This is a genomic window from Burkholderia sp. SIMBA_051, assembly GCF_046534915.1.
Lineage (GTDB): Bacteria > Pseudomonadota > Gammaproteobacteria > Burkholderiales > Burkholderiaceae > Burkholderia > Burkholderia ambifaria.
Genome location: NZ_JAWRXS010000792.1, coordinates 1 through 241 on the forward strand (window position 1 = coordinate 1; position 241 = coordinate 241).

At 69.7% G+C, this 241-nt stretch carries 1 pseudogene; it reads right to left on the bottom strand.

Annotated elements, in window-relative coordinates:
* Positions 1–241, bottom strand: a pseudogene (locus SB771_RS36625) (GNAT family N-acetyltransferase); the annotation flags it as partial.

Here is a 241-nt window from a genome sequence, read left to right on the forward strand (position 1 = left end):
GATCGTCACGTCGACGACCTTCGCGCCGGCCGACGGCTCGTCCGGCTCGCCATGCAAGCCGAAGCGTGACAGCCAGTGCAGCGCCGCTTCGCCGGCCAGCTCGTGTTCGCCGGCTTCGACCATGCGGCGTGCGTCAGCCTGCGCGGACGCGACACGCTCGGCCGGTTGCAGTGGCGTACCTTCGGGCGTCTGCATCAGCAGTTCACGGCCGAGGTTGTAGTCGACCAGCCGCGCATAGGCG